The organism is Cupriavidus sp. BIC8F (assembly GCF_032465815.1).
In the GTDB taxonomy this organism is placed as follows: domain Bacteria; phylum Pseudomonadota; class Gammaproteobacteria; order Burkholderiales; family Burkholderiaceae; genus Cupriavidus; species Cupriavidus necator.
In genome coordinates, this window is record NZ_CP136095.1 from 1,484,006 (window position 1) to 1,502,305 (window position 18,300).

16 protein-coding genes are annotated in these 18,300 nt (G+C 67.3%); 5 read left to right on the forward strand and 11 right to left on the reverse strand.

Translation table 11 applies throughout. The features are described from left to right. Window positions 1-48: 48 nt before the first annotated feature. From RS901_RS26940 to RS901_RS26955, 4 genes are all read left to right on the forward strand, one after another. On the forward strand, window positions 49-807 hold the full coding sequence (locus RS901_RS26940; protein ID WP_316157193.1) for an Asp/Glu racemase: 759 nt from the start codon (window positions 49-51) through the stop codon (window positions 805-807). Between the two features lie 10 nt (window positions 808-817). Then, complete coding sequence (locus RS901_RS26945; RefSeq protein WP_316157194.1) at window positions 818-1,975, forward strand: FAD-dependent monooxygenase; 1,158 nt, start codon at window positions 818-820, stop codon at window positions 1,973-1,975. A 91-nt stretch (window positions 1,976-2,066) separates the two neighbouring features. After that, the gene (locus RS901_RS26950) at window positions 2,067-3,488 is read left to right on the forward strand and encodes an MFS transporter (RefSeq protein WP_316157195.1); all 1,422 of its coding nucleotides are present in this window, start codon (window positions 2,067-2,069) and stop codon (window positions 3,486-3,488) included. A 259-nt stretch (window positions 3,489-3,747) separates the two neighbouring features. Further along, window positions 3,748-4,719, forward strand: coding sequence for a tripartite tricarboxylate transporter substrate binding protein (locus RS901_RS26955; RefSeq protein ID WP_316157196.1), 972 nt, complete (start codon window positions 3,748-3,750; stop codon window positions 4,717-4,719). 4 nt (window positions 4,720-4,723) lie between these two features. Here RS901_RS26955 and RS901_RS26960 read toward each other — a convergent pair whose 3' ends face one another. The 3 genes from RS901_RS26960 to RS901_RS26970 form a co-directional block, all read right to left on the reverse strand. Further along, the gene (locus RS901_RS26960; protein ID WP_316157197.1) at window positions 4,724-5,629 is read right to left on the reverse strand and encodes a LysR substrate-binding domain-containing protein; all 906 of its coding nucleotides are present in this window, start codon (window positions 5,627-5,629) and stop codon (window positions 4,724-4,726) included. Between the two features lie 103 nt (window positions 5,630-5,732). After that, window positions 5,733-6,971 (reverse strand): amidohydrolase family protein, encoded by a 1,239-nt coding sequence (locus tag RS901_RS26965; protein ID WP_316157198.1) that lies wholly within the window; start codon window positions 6,969-6,971, stop codon window positions 5,733-5,735. Between the two features lies 1 nt (window position 6,972). Then, complete coding sequence (locus tag RS901_RS26970; RefSeq protein WP_316157199.1) at window positions 6,973-8,298, reverse strand: MFS transporter; 1,326 nt, start codon at window positions 8,296-8,298, stop codon at window positions 6,973-6,975. Window positions 8,299-8,745: 447 nt separating this feature from the next. Between RS901_RS26970 and RS901_RS26975 the strand changes: the two genes are divergently transcribed. Continuing rightward, complete coding sequence (locus RS901_RS26975) at window positions 8,746-9,459, forward strand: hypothetical protein (RefSeq protein ID WP_316157200.1); 714 nt, start codon at window positions 8,746-8,748, stop codon at window positions 9,457-9,459. Window positions 9,460-9,500: 41 nt separating this feature from the next. Here the strand turns inward: RS901_RS26975 and RS901_RS26980 are convergent, their stop codons facing one another. The 8 genes from RS901_RS26980 to RS901_RS27015 all read right to left on the reverse strand — a co-directional run bounded on the left by RS901_RS26980 (window position 9,501) and on the right by RS901_RS27015 (window position 18,297). Beyond that, the gene (locus RS901_RS26980; RefSeq protein WP_013953158.1) at window positions 9,501-9,863 is read right to left on the reverse strand and encodes a helix-turn-helix domain-containing protein; all 363 of its coding nucleotides are present in this window, start codon (window positions 9,861-9,863) and stop codon (window positions 9,501-9,503) included. Window positions 9,864-9,866: 3 nt separating this feature from the next. Then, entirely contained in the window at window positions 9,867-10,220 is a 354-nt protein-coding gene (locus RS901_RS26985) for a toxin-antitoxin system TumE family protein (RefSeq protein WP_316157201.1), read from the reverse strand. 251 nt (window positions 10,221-10,471) lie between these two features. Then, window positions 10,472-11,383, reverse strand: a complete 912-nt coding sequence (locus RS901_RS26990; protein ID WP_316157202.1) for a carbohydrate kinase — start codon at window positions 11,381-11,383, stop codon at window positions 10,472-10,474. Between the two features lie 28 nt (window positions 11,384-11,411). Beyond that, a complete protein-coding gene (gene pgi / locus RS901_RS26995; protein WP_316157203.1) occupies window positions 11,412-13,046 on the reverse strand; it encodes a glucose-6-phosphate isomerase in 1,635 nt (544 codons plus the stop codon). A 24-nt stretch (window positions 13,047-13,070) separates the two neighbouring features. Beyond that, window positions 13,071-14,567 (reverse strand): glucose-6-phosphate dehydrogenase, encoded by a 1,497-nt coding sequence (zwf, locus tag RS901_RS27000; protein WP_114130750.1) that lies wholly within the window; start codon window positions 14,565-14,567, stop codon window positions 13,071-13,073. A gap of 44 nt (window positions 14,568-14,611) precedes the next feature. After that, window positions 14,612-15,532, reverse strand: coding sequence for an ABC transporter substrate-binding protein (locus RS901_RS27005; protein WP_316157303.1), 921 nt, complete (start codon window positions 15,530-15,532; stop codon window positions 14,612-14,614). 91 nt (window positions 15,533-15,623) lie between these two features. Further along, a complete protein-coding gene (locus tag RS901_RS27010; protein ID WP_316157204.1) occupies window positions 15,624-16,655 on the reverse strand; it encodes an ABC transporter permease subunit in 1,032 nt (343 codons plus the stop codon). A 79-nt stretch (window positions 16,656-16,734) separates the two neighbouring features. Further along, window positions 16,735-18,297, reverse strand: a complete 1,563-nt coding sequence (locus tag RS901_RS27015) for a sugar ABC transporter ATP-binding protein (protein WP_316157304.1) — start codon at window positions 18,295-18,297, stop codon at window positions 16,735-16,737. Between the last annotated feature and the right edge of the window lie 3 nt (window positions 18,298-18,300).

Consider the following 18,300-nt stretch of genomic DNA (forward strand, 5'->3'; position numbering starts at 1 on the left):
TTGCGAGACGCACCAGCTTGCCAACCCATCCCACCAGGGCCAGACAGCATGAACCGTCGTACCTACCGTATCGGGCAGATCGTGCCCAGCTCCAACACGACGATGGAGACTGAGATCCCGGCGCTGCTGCACGCGCGGGAGCAGATCCTGCCGGAGCGTTTCACCTTCCATTCGAGCCGCATGCGCATGCATCGCGTGGTGCGCGAAGAACTGGAGGCCATGAACCGCGAGGGACTGCGCTGTGCCGCCGAACTCGCCGACGCGCGCGTCGACCTGATGAGCACGGCCTGCCTGGTTGCAATCATGGCAATGGGCCCCGGCTACCACCGTCAGGTGGAGCAGGACCTGTTGCGCGTCGCACGCGAGAACCACTGTGCCGCGCCTGTGATGACATCCGCAGGTGCGCTGGTGGCGGGCCTGAAGTCGATGGGCGCGCGCCGGATTGCCCTGATGGCGCCGTACATGAAGCCACTGACTGAAGCGGTGGTGCAGTACATCGAACATGAAGGCATCGAAGTCCTGGACGCGCTGTCATTCGAGATCCCCGACAACCTGGAGGTCGGGCGTCGCGATCCCATGCAGTTGCTGCAGGACGTCAGGCGCCTGAACACCGCCAATGCCGACGTCGTGGTGCTGTCGGCCTGCGTGCAGATGCCGTCGCTGCCGGCGATCCAGGCAGCGCAGGACGCGATCGGCCTGCCAGTCACGTCCACGGCGGTTTGCACGGTTCGCCAGATGCTGGAGCACCTCGACCTGGCCCCCGTCGTCCCCAACGCCGGCGCGTTCCTTGCGCCGGCCAGCAAGTAAGAGGCTTACCATGAATGTCGCCGTCATCGGAGGCGGGCCGGCCGGCCTGTACTTCTCGCTGTTGCTCAAGCAGCGGCATCCTGAAGACCATATCGTCGTGCACGAGCGCAACGAGGCGGGCGCCACCTACGGCTGGGGCGTGGTGTTTTCCGACGTCGCCCTGTCGTTCCTGGAGGGCGCGGATCCGGCGTTCTTCCGGAAATTCACCGCGCATCACCAGCGTTGCGATTTTATGGAGGTCACCCACAAAGGGGTGCGGGTGCCGCTGCACAACAACCACTTTTCACGCACCTCGCGCATTGACCTCCTGCGCGTGCTGCAGCAGGCGTGCGCCGACGCCGGCGTCGACATTCGCTACGGCAGCCGCGTGAGCGACCCGGCGGAACTGCCAGACGCCGACATCATCGTGGCGGCAGACGGCATCAACAGCGAGGTCCGGACCCGGCTGGCGGAGCATTTCCAGCCAAGCTTCGATGTGCGCCGCAACAAGTTTGCCTGGTACGGCACCCATCAACTGTTTCACCCGGTCTCGCTGATCTTCCGGGAGACCGGCCAGGGGGTGGTCATGGCTCACGCTTACCAGTACAGCGAGACATTGTCGACCTTCCTGGTGGAAGTCGACCCCGAGACCTGGCATCGCACGGGACTTGACACCGCCACGGAAGAAGAGAGTCGCGCATTCTGCGAACAGGTCTTCGCGGAAGACCTGGGCGGTCACGCATTGCTGGGAAATCGCTCCAACTGGTTCCAGGCGAGCGTGGTGCGCAATGAACACTGGTCGCATGGCAGGGTGGTCTTGCTGGGCGACGCGCTGCGCAGTGTGCATTTCTCGCTGGGCTCCGGCACCCGCATGGCGATGCAGGATGCGATCGCGCTGTGCGATGCCGTCTGCTCGCATCGCGACGATGTGCCGGGGGCATTCCAGGCATTCGAGAACAGCCGGCGCGATGCATCGGCGAAATTCCAGGACGCGGCCCGCCGCAGCCTCGACTGGTACGAGTCGGTCGACAGCAAGATGCACCTCGATCCGGTGGCGTTCGCCTACGACTACATGCTGCGCACCGGCAGGGTCACGCATGAAGACCTGCGCCAGCGCGACCCCGAGTTTATCGCCCGCGTGGAAGCGTGTGGCTACCACCATCCGGTTGATGCACCGGCCGCGGCATAGCCGCACGCCTACGCGAAATTCTCGCAAAACCCCGCTGTACCCGCACAAGCCGCAGCATAGCGGCTGTGCGCTGACCATCCCAGGAGACAACATGACTGCCCTAACCGCCCCCCAAGGCGCGGCGGCCGGCGCGCCTGTGCGCGCCACCGTCAACGTGCGCGAATTCATCGACGCGGCACGCCTCTCATCGCTGCAGTTGCGCACCATCGCGTTGTGCTTCGCGATCGTGGCACTGGACGGCTTCGACATCGCCATCATTGGCTTTCTTGCTCCCCATATCCGCAGCGAATGGTCGTTGTCGGTGGTGGCCCTGGGGCCGCTCTTCTCTGCCGGCCTGCTCGGGCTGATGACCGGCGCTTTTCTCTGCGGTCCGCTGGCCGATCGCATTGGCCGGCGTCGCGTGCTGGTCATGTCGGTGGCGTGGTTCGGTGCTGCCTGTGCGGCATCTGCCGCGGCGCCAGGCATCGGCTGGCTGATCGCGCTGCGGTTCCTGACCGGGATGGGCCTGGGCGGCGCCATGCCCAATGCGATCACGTTGACCGCCGAGTTCAGCCCTTCGCGTCGCCGTGGCATGTTGCTGACGATCATGTTCTGCGGATTCTCCCTTGGCTCCGCGCTGGGCGGCGTGGTGACCGCGTACCTGATCGAGCAGGTCGGCTGGCGCGGCGTGCTGGCGCTGGGCGGTGTGCTACCGCTGGCGCTGGTCCCGGTACTGGCGCTGGCCTTGCCGGAATCGGTGCGCTACCTGGCCACGCGTGAAGGCATGCAGGCACGGATCGCCGCCACCCTGGCACGCATCGATGCAAGCCGGGTCGCGGGCGGCCAGCGCTACGTCACCGACGAGCCTGAGGGCCGCAGCTCTCCGGTCAGCCAGCTTTTCGCGCCGCGCTACCGGCAGGGGACGCTGTGGCTGTGGCTGGCATTCTTCTGCAGCCTGCTGTTGCTGTACCTGATGATCAACTGGCTGCCGATCCTGGTCCAGCGCAGCGGCCTTACGCTGAAGGAAGCGTCGATGCTCGCGGGGTTGCTGCAGGGCGGCGGCGTGCTGGGTGCCATCGTACTGGGCGTGCTGCTCGACAGGTTCAATCCCTATGCCGTGGTGGCCGGCGCCTACACGCTGGGTGCCATCGCCGTGGCATGCCTGGCTTCGGTGAGCGCGCCCACGGCAGTGGCGGCCGCGATCTTCGTCACTGGCTTCTGCGTCAGCGGATCGCAGGTCTGTGCCAATGTGCTGGCGTCGGCGTTCTATCCGACGTCGAGCCGCGCGACTGGCGTGGCCTGGGCACTCGGTATTGGCCGGGTGGGGGCCATCGCAGGCTCGCTCGGCGGCGCATTGCTGCTATCGGCGGGATGGAGCAATGCGGCGCTCTACCTCCTGCTGGCGATTCCGGCAGTGGTCGCGGCGATCGGCATCTACCGGACCGGGCGCGTTCAGGTTGCGGTCAGTATCCCGGAGCCTGCAGTCGGGGCAGAACTCGTCCGTATCGAAGCCGCTACCCCGTTCCGCAAATAGAGCGAGGCATAAGAACATGAACTTCAGATTTCCCAGGCACCGCGCAAGCTGGCTTGTCCTGTTCGCACAATGGTTGCTGGCGGCGCTGACGCCCGCAATCCCGGAGCGGAGGGCTCTCCGCACATACCCTCGGTTGACGTCGAAATTTATATGCGTAAAATGCAATTCATAAGTATGAATATCGGCACACGCCTGGCCCCTGCGCCGAGCGCCGTGCCGGCGCCGGATTTCGACAACCGCCGTCCAGGAGACACCCCGAATGAAGCCGTTTTCGCGCCGCCGCCTGATGCTGTGCGCCGCCGTGCTGGGCACGATGCCCGCGCTGGCCTGGAGTGACACCTATCCCAGCAAGCCGATCCGCATGGTGGTGCCGTTTGCGCCAGGCGGGGCCACCGACGTGGTGGCGCGGCTGATTTCGCAGAAGCTGGGCGAAGCGCTCAAGCAGTCGGTGGTGGTGGAAAACCGCCCCGGCGCCAACGGCATCATCGGCACGGACATCGTGGCGCGCGCGGCGCCGGACGGCTACACGCTGCTGCTGAACAGCGCCGGCGCGCAGACCCTCAGCCCAGTGCTGTACAAAGCGGGCTATGAGCCGCTGAAGAGCTTTGCGCCGATCTCGCAGATCAGCAATATCGGCTTCGTGATGGTGGTCCACCCGTCGGTGCCGGCCAAGACCGTGCAGGAGTTCGTGGCGCTGGCCAAGTCGAAGACGAAGCCGCTGAGCCTGTCGGCCGGCAGCAGCATGATCGAGCTGATCGGCGCCACCTTCAAGTCCGCGGCGGGCACGCCGGACGTTGTCAGCGTGTCTTACCGCGGCACCGGGCCGCAGATGCAGGCGGTGGTGGCGGGCGAGGTCGACATGACCATCGACCCGTTCAACGGCATGGCGATGATCAAGGCCGGCAAGCTGCGCCCGCTGGCGGTGTTCGCGTCCAAGCGCTCGCCCGCGCTGCCGGATGTGCCGACCATGCATGAGGCCGGCTATGACGGCATGGCCTTCAATTCCTGGGCGGGGCTGCTGGCACCGGCCGGCACGCCCAAGGAGATCGTCACGCGGCTGAACCAGGAAGTGAACCGCATCCTGGCGCAGCCCGAGATCAAGCAGCGCCTGGCGGCGATCGACTATGAGGTGGTGGGTGGCACGCCGGAGCAGTTCGCCGCGACCATTGCCGAGGATGCTGCGCGGTGGGTCAAGATCGTCAAGGATACGAACTACAAGGCGGGATCGTGAGGGCTCAGGCTGGTGCAGGCGTCGCCTGCCGCACCAGCCAGCTGCGGAACGCCCGCGCCGCGGCCGGTTCCATCCGGTCGCGCGGCCACACCGCGTAGTAGCCGCCGCCCAGGCTGGCGCTGGCATCGCTGGCGCGCACCAGCAGGCCTTCGCGCAGGCAGGCGTCGATCATATGGCGCCAGCCCAGCACGATGCCCTGGCCTTCCATGGCCAGCTGCAGCAGGATCGGGTACTGGTTGGAGGTCAGCACGTTGCGCAGCGTGGCATCGGGCAGGCCCTGGCTGGCCAGCCAGGTCTGCCAGGACATCCACTGGCGCTGGCCGTCGTCGAGCATCAGCAGCGTTTCATTGGCCAGCGCGGCCGGGGTCAGCGTGCGGCCGTTCAGGTAGCCCGGCGCACACACCGGAAACACTTCCTCGCCATACAGCCGTCGCGCTGCCAGTCCGGGCGGCGGGCCCTCGCGCAGATAGTACATGCCGATATCGAACTCCGCCGGCGACAGTGACGCCAGGCTGTCGTTGACGGTCAGGCGCAGCTGGATCTCGGGGTGCGCCTCGCGGAACGAGGCCAGCCGCGGCGTCAGCCACAGCACCGCCACGCCGCTGGAGCACGCCACCGTCAAGGCGGTATGGCTGCGCACCTTCATCACGTCTTCGGTCGCTTCGGCGCAGCCCACCAGCAGGCGCTGCACCACTTCGGCATAGCGCTGGCCGCTGACCGTCAGGCGCAGCGCGCGCGGTTCGCGGATAAAGAGCTTGCGCCCGAGAAAGCGTTCCAGCTGGGCCACCTGGCGGCTGATCGCACTTTGGGTCAGGTGCAGCTCGGCCGCGGCGCGGGTGAAGCTGCCGTGGCGCATCGCGGCTTCAAACGCGACCAGGTTGGGCAGGGGCGGGAGCGGGGAAATGCGCATGGGGGCTTACGGTCAGAGAAGCCCCCATGATAGACCGCCGGTGCATCCGGGTGGACGCCAGCGGGAGGGGCGCGCCACCCGGAGCGGGTGGCGGCAGGCCGGGTCAGCCGGCGCGGCGGTGGATGCGGCCGGCCTGCATCACCACGCTCAGGCGCTCGCCCTGGCCGGCGATCAGGCCGATATCGGCCAGCGGGTTGCCGTCGACCAGCAGCAGGTCCGCCAGCGCGCCGGCGCGCACGGTGCCAAGCTCGCCTTCGCGCTGCAGGATGGCGGCGGCGACAGAAGTGGCCGAGCGGATCGCTTCCAGGTTGCCGAGCAGCTCGGCGCGGATGCGGAACTCTTCGGACTGGTGGTCGTGCATCTCGCCCAGCAGGTCGGAGCCATAGCCCATCGGCACGCCGGCATCGGCATAGATGCGCAGCGAGTCGCGGCCGGCCTGGCGCACGGTCTCGATCTTGGCTACCGAGTCGGCCGGCAGGCCCAGGCGGGCGCCGTCGCGCGCAAGCGCGTCGTAGGTGACCAGCGTCGGCACCACGAAGGCGCCGTGCTTGCGCATCTCGTCGGCGGCAGCGCGGTCGACCAGGTTGCCGTGCTCGATGGTGCGCACGCCGCAGCGCACCGCGCGCGTGATGGCGCGGCCGGTGTAGGCGTGGGCCATCACATAGGTCTGCGCGGCTTCGGCTTCGGCCACGATCGCGCGGATCTCGTCTTCGCTGTACTGGGTGTTGCCGATCGGGTCGGTGGGCGAGGCCACGCCGCCCGAGGCCATGATCTTGATCTGGCTGGCGCCCTTCTGGATTTCTTCGCGCACGGCCAGACGCACCGCATCGACGCCATCCACCACGCGCGCGATGGCACCGGCGCGGAAGGCGCACGAACAGGGCTCCAGCACATCCGAGCGCGGACGGAAATCACCATGGCCGCCGGTCTGCGACAGCGCCTTGCCCGACGCAAAGATGCGCGGCCCCGGCACCAGCCCGGTGGCAACCGCCTGCGACAGGCCCCAGTCGGCGCCGCCGGCATCGCGCACGGTGGTGAAGCCGCGCTCCAGCATGCGCTGCATGATCGGCAGCGCTCGGATCGCCACCAGCACGTTAGGCTGCACCGCGTTCAGGCCGAGGTTGGCCAGCGAGGCCAGCACATGCACGTGGCAGTCGATCAGGCCGGGCATCACGGTCTTGCCGCGCGCGTCGATGCGCTGTGCGTTGGGGGCGTCGATGGCCGGGCCGACCGCGGCGATCCGGTCGCCTTCAACCAGGACATCGTGGCCGCGCAGCAGCTCGCCCGTGCCGGGTTCGAGCACATCGCCGCCGTGGAAAAGGGTCTGGGGACTCTGGGACATGTCAGCGTTGTTGCAGGTAGGAAGGTTCGCGCACGAAGCGGGTGCCGGCCAGGCTGATGGCGGCGGCAATCATCACGTAGATGGCCGGCGCCATGCTGCTGCCGGTGGTGGCGATCAGCCAGGTGATGATGAACGAGGCAAAGCCGCCGAAGATCGTCACCGCGAAGTTGTAGGCCACCGACAGGCCGGTCGACAGCACGCGAGCCGGGAACAGCTCGGAGAAGGCCGCCAGGATCGGGCCGGTATAGGTGGCGATCAGCACGCCGAATACCAGCTGGAACACCAGCAGCGAAGCCAGCCCGGGGACATGGTTGATGAAGACGAACATCGGCCACGCCAGCACCAGGATCAGCAGCGCCGAGCCGCTCAGCAGCACGCGCCGGCCGATGCGGTCGGCCAGCAGGCCAACCAGCGGCGCGAACACCATGATGGCGCTGCCGCCCGCCATGCCGGCGATAAAGCCATCGGCCTGCGGCACCTTCAGCACCTTGACCGCGTAGGTCGGCATGTAGAACAGCAGCACGTAGGTGCACACCGTCCACAGGATCACCATCGAGAAGCTGGCCAGGGTCTCGCGTGGGTAGGCCTGCACGATTTCCTTGAGCGGTGAATCGGCGCGCTCGGCGTTGTCGCGGAAGGTCGGGGTTTCATCCAGGTGATGGCGGATGTAGTAGCCCACCGGGCCGATCACGATGCCCAGCAGGAACGGCAGGCGCCAGCCCCAGCTGTTGAGCGCCTCGGTGCTCAGCGAACTGGTGACGAAGGTGCCCACCGCCGCGCCCAGCAGCACGGCCACGCCGATACTCGCCTGGATCCAGCTGGAGTAGTAGGCACGCTGGCGCGCCGGTGCATATTCGGTCAGGAAGGCGGTGGCGCCACCCATTTCGCCACCGGCGGAGAAGCCCTGCATCAGGCGCGCCACCACGATCAGCAGCGGGGCGAAGATGCCGACCTGGTCATAGGTCGGCGCAATGCCGATCAGCGTGGTGCCCAGCGCCATCAGCAGGATGGTCAGCGACAGTGCTGCCTTGCGGCCCACGCGGTCGGCGTAGATGCCCAGCACGATGCCGCCCACCGGGCGCATGAAGAAGCCCACGCCGAAGGTGGCCACGGCCAGCAGCAGCGAACTGAGGTCGTCGCCGGTGGGGAAGAACAGCTTCGCGATGATGACCGCGAAGAAGCTGTAGACGGTGAAATCGAACCATTCCAGGCCATTGCCGATCACCGTGGCGATGATGGCGCGCCGGCGCTGGCTGGGCTGGATGGCGGGCGCCGCAGGCGCTGCCGGTGTGTAGGGCGCGCTCGTGGGCGCAGCACTGTTTTGCATGGGTGTTTCCTCCTCTGTGGCAGCTGCCGGGGGCAAGGGCCGGTGTCGTCTCAGACCGGCCGGGCAGATGGTGCAGCTGATGTTAGGAGAAGGCGGGGCGCAGACGGTAGCGATATCTCCGCATGAATGCATGCGCGTGGCGCATGGCTCGGGTTGACCGCGCCGCTGGCCTGCCGTTACACTGCGCCCCGTTCTTATCAGCGGAGTTATCCGTGGACAGTTGTCCCAGTCATTCTCGCGGAAGGGAAGTTTCCCGGGCCGCCGGGGTGCGCTGAGCCACTGCAGTCTTTCGCTGCAGTGCCGCCCTCGCGCCCTGCAGTGTCTCCCGCGGCCAGGTGCAAGCCTGCGCCCGCCGGTGCCGATCCTCCCTTCCTGTCCTTCGATGTCTTGTCATGGCCTGCGCGTATCGTTGGCGGCCATGTGGCGGTATTTGTCAGGAGGGTTGCCATGGTGTGGCACCTGTTTTTCGTGCGTCTGGCCACAGTGGCCATCGTGGCCGCGGCCTGCCGGCCGGCGCTTGCGGCCCGGCCGCTCATCACCGACGATGCCCGCATTGTCGATCCCAAGTCCTGCCAGCTGGAATCGTGGATGCAGTTCCAGTCCGGCGGCAATGAGCTTTGGGCGCTGCCGGGGTGCAATCCCACCGGCAACCTGGAATTGACGCTGGGCGGGTCGCTGCACCGGATCGATGGCGGGCTGGATGCCACCAACGTGCAGTTCCAGGCCAAGACGCTGCTGAAGCCGCTGGAGGCCAACGGTTATGGTATTGCGCTGTCCGCTGGCCTTATCCATCATCCCAATGCCGAGCAACGCAAGCTGTTCGGCAACCTGTATCTCAACGTGCCGGTGTCGGTCTCGTTTGCCGACGACCGCTTCGTCGCGCACCTGAACGTGGGCGCCAACCGCGACACCGAGAACAACCAGACGCGCATGACCTGGGGCGTGGGCACTGAAACCCAGCTGCACCCGCGCGTGTTCCTGATCGCCGAGACCTTCGGCGAGAACCGCGGCAAGCCGTCGTTCCAGGCGGGATTCCGTTTCTGGATGGTGCAGGACCGCGTGCAGGTCGATACCACCTACGGCAACGTGTTCGGCGGCGGTACCGGCGCGCGCTTCTTTACGATCGGGCTGCGGCTGCTGTCGCCGGCGTTCCTGCCGTAGCGGCAAGCGCGCCGGCCATGGTGCCAGCCAGTCAGCGGATGTTAGTGGAAAGCAAGCTCAAGCTCCACGCCGCTGTAGTCAACGCGCGGAGCAAGCCTGCGGCGTGGCCCTTGTTCGAAGTGAATCAAGCCATAGCCCTCCATCGTGCGGAGTGTCCGCGACAGGTTCGACACGGCGCGTCCGGTTTTCTGCGATAGCTCTTCGAGCGATTCAGGATTCGTTTCCGCGATCAGCGCAAGCAATTGGCGATTGGCTGGGGACAGGACCTTTGCCAGCACGTCCAGCGATTGAAACCAGACCTTGGGCTCATCCTTTCCGGGCTTGAGTTTGCCGCGGGCGATCGCCATGGTGCGGGCCTTGAAGTCTTCCAGTGAGGCGATGCCAATCTTGAGGTTGCCGCTCATCATTCACTCCTTTTGCTGCAGGATCTTGTCGACCTCAGTCCAGAAATCTTCCAGCAACGTGGAAGCATCCTGGTAGTCGTAGAATCGAACGCCCGCCGCCATGTGCTGGTGGTCGTATTCAATGCGCGTCCGCACTCCTGGCCCGGATCCCTCATTGATGCCGTGCGCATTGTCAAAGCCAAGCAAACGGCAGCCAATCCTGTCATGCAGTGTCAGCGAATACCTCAGTCCGTGAGGGCGTTCCTGCGAGACAGGGCAAGTACGCACCACGATTTTCACCCAATGCAAGCTTTCGTCGTCTATGACGAAGCGGAGTCCATCCAGGTCCAACAGTGTGTCGAGGTTACGGTCGCGCATAGATATGCTATCACAGTGTGATAAGTATAGCGAGCCCGACCGCTTGCATAGTTTCGTACGCCCATAGGGGCCACCGAATCACGTTGTCTGTGGCCAAGGCTCGTCTGGCTAGCACATCACTTTGCCACCGACAATGTAACGAGGGGGTTGCTTTCTCGAGATCTGACGCGTATTTAGAGCTTTCCCAAACGGCTTTCCTTGCTGGCTCCGGCTTTCCCATTGCTGAACGCTTGCGGCCTGTCGCCGGCCTTTCAAGCAGCCAGCAGTTCTTCCACTTCATCGCGCCGCGGCGGATACGCGCCGGCCCGGGTCGCAGCAATGGCCGCCGCGGCCGCAGCCAGCCGCGCCTGTGCGGCAAGGTCGCCCGCCGCGCCGGACAGCACGCCGGCCATCCAGCCGCCCATCGCCGCATCGCCACAGCCGACGGTGTCGGCCACCTCGACTGCGAGCGCAGGCTGCTCGACGACACTACTGCCCTTGAGCAACGTCATGCCATGCGCGCCGCGCGTCAGCATGACGGTTGCATCGGGCGCCATGGCGCGTACTTGTGCCAGTGCTGTGTCGGTATCGAGCGCGGGAAAGAGCCCGGCCAGATCTTCGTCGGAGATCTTGACGTAGCTGGCCAGCCGCAGCATGTGTGCGAGGACATTGGCGTAGCCCGGTGCGCGCATCAGGTCCCGGAAGTTGGGGTCGAAGGCAATGCGCTTGCCCGCCGTTGCGGCCAGCGTGGCTTCTTCACACAGGCGTGCCGCCAGCGGCTGGCGCACCAGGCTGATGGAGCCGAAGTGGATCGCCTCTGCCGCCTGGCGCCAGCCCTCTGGCAAGCGGGCTGGATCGAAATGCAGGTCAGCGCTGTCGTCGCCGACAAAGAAGTACTGCGGCGGATGGCGCGAGGCCACAAAGGCCAGGAACGGCGAGCGCGCCACCCGCTGCAGGAAGCGGCTGTCCAGGCCGGCGTCAGCGCTGGCCTGCGCCAGGTCATCGCCGAACAGGTCCTGGCTGACGGCGCCCGCAAAGGCGGTCGCAATGCCCAGCCGGGCGCCCACGCGCGCCACGTTCCAGCATGAGCCGCCGGGCAGGCCCAGCCAGCTGCCGTCGGCCTGGCGGACCATGTCGGTCAGGGCTTCGCCGAACACGACATAGCGGGGAAGGGGCGTGGACATTGGCGTCTCCTGTGTTGTCTGCCGCGGGTTAGTTTGCGGCCGTTGCCCGCACGGCCTGGGCGCGGCGGATCAGTGCGGCGGTTGAGGCATCATGCGCGACGGCTCCGGCGGTGCCTTCCAGTTCGCGCTGGATCGGCGCGGCCAGCTTCTTGCCGAGTTCCACGCCCCACTGGTCAAACGAATTGATCTGCCACAGCGCACCCTGCACGAAGGTGCGGTGTTCCGACAGCGCCAGCAGCGCGCCCAGGTGGTACGGGTCCAGCCGCTGCAGAAGCAGCGTGTTGCTGGGCCGGTTGCCCTCGAACACCAGGTGCGGCACCAGCGCTTCATCGCGCGCGCCCTCGGCGCGCACTTCGTCGGCGGTGCGCCCGCGCAGCAGCGCTTCGCCCTGTGCAAAGCAGTTGGCCAGCAGCTTGGTATGGTGGCCGGGCAAGTCGCTCACTGGTTCCAGCGTGGCGATGAAGTCCACCGGAACCAGCTGCGAGCCCTGGTGCATCATCTGGAAGTAGGCGTGCTGGCCGTTGGTGCCGGTGGTGCCCCACACCACGGCGGCCGAGCCCGCGTCGAGCGCGCCGCCGTCAAGCCGCACGGACTTGCCGTTGCTTTCCATTTCCAGTTGCTGCAGGAAGGCCGGCAGCAGTTCCAGCGGCTCGCAGTAGGGCGCCACGCAGCGGCTGCCGGCACCGAGGAAGCTGCGGTACCAGACGTCGATCAGGCCCAGGATCATCGGCAGGTTGTGCTCGGGCGGTGCGCTGGCGAAATGCAGGTCCATCGCGCGCGCGCCGTCCAGCAATTGCCGGAAGCGCTCGAAGCCGATGGCCACGGCGATCGAAAGTCCCACTGCGGACCACAGCGAGAAGCGCCCGCCCACCCAGTCCCAGAACGGGAACATATTGGCCGGGTCGATGCCGAACTCGGCCACCGCATCGCGGTTGGTCGACACCGCCACGAAATGCCGCGCCAGCCCGGCACGGGTCATGCCTTGCTGCAGGAACCAGTCGCGCGCGGTGCAGGCATTGGCCATGGTTTCCAGCGTGGTGAAGGTCTTGGAGCAGACGATCACCAGCGTGGTGGCGGCATCCAGCCCCGACAGCGTGCGAGCCAGATCGCTGCCGTCGACATTGGCGACAAAGTGCATGCGCGGGCCGGTGGTTTTTGCATCGCCCAGCGCGCGGCAGACCATGCGCGGGCCCAGGTCCGAGCCGCCGATGCCGATATTGACGACGTCGGTGATCGCGCGGCCATCGAACCCGGTCCAGGCGCCACTGCGCACCGCATTGGCAAAGCGCTCGATCTGTGCCAACACCGTGGCGACGTCCGCGCCCACGGGCACGCCGAGCGCGCGATAGCCATCCTCAGGATAGGCGCGCAGCGCGATATGCAGTGCGGCGCGGTGCTCGGTGGTGTTGACCGGTTCGCCGCCAAACATGGCGTCACGCCGCTCGGCCACGCGTGCCTGGCCAGCCAGGGTGAACAGCAATGCCAGCGTTTCGTCGGTGATGCGGTTCTTGGCGTAGTCCAGCGTCAGGCCGCAGGCTTCGGCGGTGAAGCGCTCGGCGCGCAGCGGTCCGCGCGGGCCGTCGAACCAGTCGCGCATATGGGTGCCGCGCAGGGTGTCGGCGTGCGCGCGCAGGGCTTGCCAGGCGGGCAGGGAAGTGGTCATGTCAGATACTCCGCAATACGTGGGCTACATCTCTTCATGCCAGGCCATGCCGTCTCGCGACAGCAGGGCGCTGGAGGCCGCCGGGCCCCAGGTGCCGGCGGTGTAAGGCTTGGGCGGCGTGGGGGAGTTCTCCCACGTCTTCAGGATGGGCGCGACCCAGCGCCACGCCTGCACCTGCTCATCGCGCCGCACGAACAGGCCCAGCCGGCCGCGGATCACGTCGAGCAGCAGGCGCTCGTACGCGCCCACGCGCCGCACACGTGGGGCGGCAGTGTTCAGTTGCAGGTCGAGGGACGCGGGAATCAGCGCCTGCGTGTCGCCCGGCTGCTTGGTCAGGAAATACAGCCGGATGCTCTCCTCTGGCTGCAGCGTGATCACCAGCCGGTTGCCGGACATGACCCCCAGCGGATGCGGGAACAGCGGGTAGGGCACGTCGTGGAAATGGATCACGATCTCCGCCACGCGCGACTGCATGCGCTTGCCGGTGCGCAGGTAGAATGGCACCCCCGCCCAGCGCCAGTTGGCGATCTCGGCGCGGATGGCGACGAAGGTCTCGGTGCGGCTGTCGGGCGCGATGCCGGGCTCACTGGCATAGCCGGGCACCGGGTCGCCGCCCGCGGCGCCACGGGCGTACTGCCCGCGCACCACCTTCTCGGCAACGTCTTCCGGCCGGATCGGCCGCAGCGCCTTCAGGATCTTGAGCTTCTCATCGCGGATGGCGTCTTCCGACAGGCTCGTGGGCGGCTCCATCGCGACCATGCACAGCAGCTGCAGCAGGTGATTCTGCACCATGTCGCGCAGCGCGCCGATGCCGTCGTAGAAGTTGCCGCGGCGCTCCACGCCCAGCTCTTCGGCGATGGTGATCTGAACCTGACGCACCCATTCGCGCCGCCAGAGCGGCTCGAACAGCACGTTGCCAAAGCGCACCGCCATCAGGTTCTGCACCGACTCCTTGCCCAGGTAGTGGTCGATCCGGTAGATCTGGTCCTCGGCAAAGTGCCGCGCCACTTCGGCGTTGATGGCCTCGGACGAGGCCAGGTCGTGTCCGAGCGGCTTTTCCAGCACGATGCGGCTACGCTGGCCGGTCAGGCCCACGCGCGCCAGTTGCTCGCAGATGGTGACGAACAGGTGCGGTGCCGTGGCCAGGTAGAACACCACCACCGGCGCCGCGCGCGCATTGACCAGCTCGGCCAGCGCATCGAAGCCGGCATCGGCGTTGGCATCCACCTGCAGGTACAGGATGCGGTCGAGAAAGCCCTGCCAGGCTGCGGCCGCGGCGTTGCCCGCCAGCGCTGGCAGCACTTCATCGTCGAGCATCGCCAGGTAGGCGTCGTGCGACAGCGGCTGGCTGCCCAGTGCCAGGATGCGCCCGCGCGGATGCAGCGAGCCCGCGGCGTGGGCATCGAACAGCGCCGGCAGCAGCTTGCGCCGCGCCAGGTCGCCGGTGGCGCCGAACAGTACGAAATCGAACTCCGGGGCAGGTTCAGGCGCCGGAGCGCCGGCAGGGTGGCTAGCCATCATGGATCAGCAAATAGAGAAAAGGGTGGAGGGGCCGGCCATGCCGCTTACCGCGGCGCGGCCCAGCCCTTGTACTGGCCGACATTGGCGCGCGTCACCAGCGTGGACGGCAGCAGCACGGTCGGGTTGGGCGGGCGCTGGCCGTTCATCATGCCCACGCCCAGCTGCACCGCGGTGCGGGCAATGGCCCACGGGTCCTGGCTGGCCGAGGCCTGCACCAGCGTGTCGGCCTTCAGTGCCGCCTCGATGTCAGGCGCGCCGTCGACCGAGGCAATCACGATGCCGCGGCGGTTGAGCTGGCGCGCGGCCAGGTCCGCGCCCACAGCCTGCGGGTCGTTGATGGTGAAGACCGCATCCACCTTGGGAAAGCGCGTCAGGTACAGCTGCATCACGTTCAGCCCGCCTTCGCGGGAGCCCTTGGCATCCTGGTCGTCGGACAGGATGCGGATATCGGGGTGGCGCGCCAGCACGGTCTTGCAGCCCTTGACCCGGTCCAGCACCGCCGACACCGGTGGGCCGTTCTGGATGATGACGTTGCCGCGGCCCTTGAGCCGGTCGGCGATAAAGCCGCAGGCGAGTTCGCCGGCCTGGGTGTTGTCGGTCTGCACGGTGGCATCGGCACCGGCGGCGGCCACATCGACTGCCACCACCACGATGCCGGCCTTGCGCGCCTTGCGTACCGCCGGCTCGATGGCACGGGCGTCGGCGGCGTTGATCAGGATCAGGTCGACGCCGGCGACGATAAAGCTGTCGATGTGCATGAACTGCTTGTTCAGGTCGTAGTCCGCCGACAGCACGGTGACCTTTACCTTCGGGTTGACCTGCCGGGCCGCGGCCTCGGCACCGCGGGCCAGTGCGACGAAATATGGATTGCCCAGCGAGCCCAGCGTCACGCCTACCTTCCTGAGCGGACGTTGCGCGGCCTGGGCATCAGAAGCCTGCGCGTTATGCGCGGGCGCCTGAGCCATGGCTGGTGCCGCGCACAGCGCGGCCAGCACGCCGGCGGCCAGGGCCTTGAGGATGGGTTGGATCACAATGTTTCTCCTGTCCGGCAGCGTGTCAGGTACGGGCAGAGCCCTTCTGGCGATAGCGGTCGAGCGCGACCGCGCCGATGATCACCAGGCCCTTGATGATGTACTGCCAGATATCCGACACGCCCAGCAGGATCAGTCCGTTGGACAGCACCGCAATGATCAGAGCACCTACCAGCGTGCCGGCAATCGATCCGACCCCGCCGACAAAGCTGGTGCCGCCCAGGATCACCGCGGCGATCGCATCCAGCTCATAGGACTGCCCCAGCTGCAGCCCGTTGGCCGCATACAGCCGCGACGCCGACATCACGCCGCCCAGCCCCGACAGCAGGCCCGACACCGCATAGACGAACAGCAGCACCACCCACACCTTGATACCCGACAGGCGCGCCGCCTCGGCATTGCCGCCGACCGCGTAGATCTGCAGCCCCAGCACCGTGCGGCGCAGCACCAGCCACGACACCGCGACCACCACAATGGCAATCACCACCAGCCAGGGGATACCCAGCAGGTCGCCGTTGCCGATAAAGGCGAACGAGATATCCGGGTTGTAGACCGTGCTGTCGTTGCCGACCAGCCGCGCCAGCCCGCGCACCGCGGTCAGGCTGCCCAGCGTCACGATGAACGGCGGCAGCTTCATGAAGGCGATCAGTGCGCCGTTGACCAGTCCGAACAGCAGCCCGCACAGCAGCGCTGCCGGCACGCTCAGCGCCGCCAGTTGCGGCATCAGCGAGACCAGCATCGCCACCACCGCCGACACCGACAGGATCGATCCCACCGACAGGTCGATGCCGCCGGTCAGGATCACGAAGGTCATGCCCGCGGCCAGCACCAGATTGATCGACGCCTGCTGGGCGATGATCGACAGGTTCTGCAGGCTGGCGAAGTTCTCGGTCAGCAGTGTGAAGCCCAGGCAGAGCAGCACCAGCACCGGCAGCATGCCGAGCGCGCGCAGGCGTTCCTGCGTGGTGGCGCGTCCGGTGGCGCGCGCGAGCGGGGCGGAAGCCGGGGCGGTGACGCCGTGGGCCGCGTGGGTCGTGGATGAGAGGGGATTGCGCATAAGTGTCTCCTGATGCTGCGAGGCGGAATGCCGCCCCGGCGCGGCCGTTCTTTGCCGGCCTGTACGGGAATTCAGCGGTTCAATGCAGGACCGGGGGCTGTTGTTCGCCGGCGCCGGTTGCCAGCGCAATGATCTGTTCCTGCATGGCGGCGGCATCGGCGCAGCCCGGCACTTCGCCGGCCAGCTCGCCTTCGCGCATCACCAGCACACGGTCGCACAGGCCGACCACCTCGGGCAGTTCGCTGGAAATCATCAGCACCGCCACGCCGGAGCGCGCCAGCTCATTGATGAGCCGGTAGATTTCGGCCTTGGCACCGATATCCACGCCGCGCGTGGGCTCGTCCAGGATCAGCACGCGCGGCCGGGTTTCCAGCAGCCGCGACAGCATCACCTTCTGCTGGTTGCCGCCGGACAGCGATCCCACGTTGACCTGCGGGTGCGCCACGCGGATGCCGAGCGAGCGGATCGCCGCGGCCGTGCGCTGGCGCGCGCTGGCGCGGTTCAGGCGCCCGCCGCGCAGCGCATCGCGCGCGGCCACGATCAGGTTGATGTTCTCGTGCACGCTCTGGTCCAGGAACAGGCCTTGCAGCTTGCGGTCTTCGGTCAGGTAGGCAATGCCGGCATCGATCGCCTGGCGCGGGCCGGTGACGGCCAGCGGCGTGCCGGCCACGAACACGGCGCCATCGGTGCGGGCGTCGGCGCCGAAGACCAGCCGCGCCAGCTCGGTGCGCCCGGCGCCCACCAGCCCGGCCAGGCCCAGCACTTCGCCGGCGCGCAGGTCGAAGCTGCAGCCGCGCACGCGCCGGCCATCGGACATATTGCGCACCGACAGCATGATCTCGCCCGGTGCGGTCGCGCCATGGGTCTTGGTGTAGAAGCCGGACAGGTCGCGCCCGACCATCATCTTGACCAGCGCCGCCTGCGTCAGACCCTCACGCGTGAGCGTGCCGACAAAGCAGCCGTCGCGCAGCACGGTGACGCGGTCGGCCAGCTCATCGATTTCCGCCATGCGGTGGCTGATGTAGATGATGGCCATGCCTTCGGCGCGCAGCTGGCGGATCAGCGCGAACAGGCGGTCGGTCTCGCGCGTGGACAGCGGCGTGGTGGGCTCGTCCATCACCAGGATGCGGGTCTCGAAATGCACCGCGCGGGCAATCTCCACCAGCTGGCGCTGCGCGATCGACAGCCTATGCACCGGCGTCTGCGGCGTGAAGTCCGCGCCCAGCCGGGCCAGCGTGGCCTCGCAGGCGCGCGCCATGGCGGCGCGGTCGACCATGCCGCGGTGGTGCAGGTGGCGGCCCAGGTAGATGTTCTCGGCCACGCTCAGGTTGGGCGCCAGGCTCAGCTCCTGGTAGATCACGGCTACGCCGTGGGCGCGCGCCGTGGCGGGGCCGTCGATGGCCACCGGCTCGCCGGCGATGCGGCACTCACCGCCCGGGTCGGCGATGTAGGCACCGGACAGGATCTTCATCAAGGTGGATTTGCCTGCGCCGTTTTCGCCCATCAGGGCATGGACTTCGCCGGCGTAGACGGTCAGCTCCATGTTGCTGAGCGCCTTCACGCCGGGGAAGGTCTTGGAGATATTGCGCAGCTCGAGCAGCGGGGCGGCGCCCGCATGGACGCCATGCAGGTGCGCTGGCATGGG

Excerpts from the sequence above, each read along its gene's own strand:
- RS901_RS26940 (WP_316157193.1), top strand. The coding sequence starts at position 49 with ATGAACCGTCGTACCTACCGTATCGGGCAGATCGTGCCCAGCTCCAAC.
- RS901_RS26945 (WP_316157194.1), top strand. The coding sequence starts at position 818 with ATGAATGTCGCCGTCATCGGAGGCGGGCCGGCCGGCCTGTACTTCTCG.
- RS901_RS26950 (WP_316157195.1), top strand. The coding sequence starts at position 2,067 with ATGACTGCCCTAACCGCCCCCCAAGGCGCGGCGGCCGGCGCGCCTGTG.
- RS901_RS26955 (WP_316157196.1), top strand. The coding sequence starts at position 3,748 with ATGAAGCCGTTTTCGCGCCGCCGCCTGATGCTGTGCGCCGCCGTGCTG.
- RS901_RS26960 (WP_316157197.1), bottom strand. The coding sequence starts at position 5,629 with ATGCGCATTTCCCCGCTCCCGCCCCTGCCCAACCTGGTCGCGTTTGAA.
- RS901_RS26965 (WP_316157198.1), bottom strand. The coding sequence starts at position 6,971 with ATGTCCCAGAGTCCCCAGACCCTTTTCCACGGCGGCGATGTGCTCGAA.
- RS901_RS26970 (WP_316157199.1), bottom strand. The coding sequence starts at position 8,298 with ATGCAAAACAGTGCTGCGCCCACGAGCGCGCCCTACACACCGGCAGCG.
- RS901_RS26975 (WP_316157200.1), top strand. The coding sequence starts at position 8,746 with ATGGTGTGGCACCTGTTTTTCGTGCGTCTGGCCACAGTGGCCATCGTG.
- RS901_RS26980 (WP_013953158.1), bottom strand. The coding sequence starts at position 9,863 with ATGAGCGGCAACCTCAAGATTGGCATCGCCTCACTGGAAGACTTCAAG.
- RS901_RS26985 (WP_316157201.1), bottom strand. The coding sequence starts at position 10,220 with ATGCGCGACCGTAACCTCGACACACTGTTGGACCTGGATGGACTCCGC.
- RS901_RS26990 (WP_316157202.1), bottom strand. The coding sequence starts at position 11,383 with ATGTCCACGCCCCTTCCCCGCTATGTCGTGTTCGGCGAAGCCCTGACC.
- pgi (WP_316157203.1), bottom strand. The coding sequence starts at position 13,046 with ATGACCACTTCCCTGCCCGCCTGGCAAGCCCTGCGCGCGCACGCCGAC.
- zwf (WP_114130750.1), bottom strand. The coding sequence starts at position 14,567 with ATGATGGCTAGCCACCCTGCCGGCGCTCCGGCGCCTGAACCTGCCCCG.
- RS901_RS27005 (WP_316157303.1), bottom strand. The coding sequence starts at position 15,532 with ATGGCTCAGGCGCCCGCGCATAACGCGCAGGCTTCTGATGCCCAGGCC.
- RS901_RS27010 (WP_316157204.1), bottom strand. The coding sequence starts at position 16,655 with ATGCGCAATCCCCTCTCATCCACGACCCACGCGGCCCACGGCGTCACC.
- RS901_RS27015 (WP_316157304.1), bottom strand. The coding sequence starts at position 18,297 with ATGCCAGCGCACCTGCATGGCGTCCATGCGGGCGCCGCCCCGCTGCTC.